Source organism: Prevotella sp. TF12-30, from assembly GCF_003436715.1.
GTDB classification, from domain to species: Bacteria; Bacteroidota; Bacteroidia; order Bacteroidales; family Bacteroidaceae; genus Prevotella; species Prevotella copri_A.
In genome coordinates this window covers 1-451 of record NZ_QSQJ01000130.1, presented here as the reverse complement: position 1 = coordinate 451, position 451 = coordinate 1, and the positions used below count along the sequence as shown (strand labels likewise).

Genomic DNA, 451 nt, shown 5'->3' with positions numbered 1-451 from the left:
ATGATGATGTGCAGGCTGAAAAGGGATATGTTCCGTTCAAGGACGATTCCGAGAAATGGAACACGCACGATGACGGACTTGACGCTGGTTTCGTCAATCCTTTAAAGACTGTCAGCAAGCGCTTCAGCGACAAGCCAACTGCACTTGGCGGAACGACAAGTTCTTCTGTAAGCGGTTCGTTCTATGCAGGTGTGGGACCTTGGGACGGAAGCAAATGGAAAGGCAATACAATAGGAGGTTCTTACAGCTACTCCAGCGATACCAGCAAGGGACTTTCCGCATTCGTTGACTTGAACGGTGACGGACTTCCTGACAAGGTATACAAGTCTGGTGGTTCCGTATATTATCGTCCACAGGTCAAGACTGACAACGGAGAAGTAGTATATGGTGAGCCTGTCAAGGTAAAGGGCATCAGTAACTTCTCGACAACCAAAAGTTCTACGAACTCTTT

Annotated in this window: 1 protein-coding gene; it reads left to right on the top strand. The window is 47.9% G+C overall.

Translation table 11 applies throughout. The features are described 5' to 3' along the window. Window positions 1-451, top strand: a 451-nt coding sequence (locus DXD25_RS16865) for a hypothetical protein (protein WP_187360514.1), incomplete at both ends; no start/stop codon positions are given.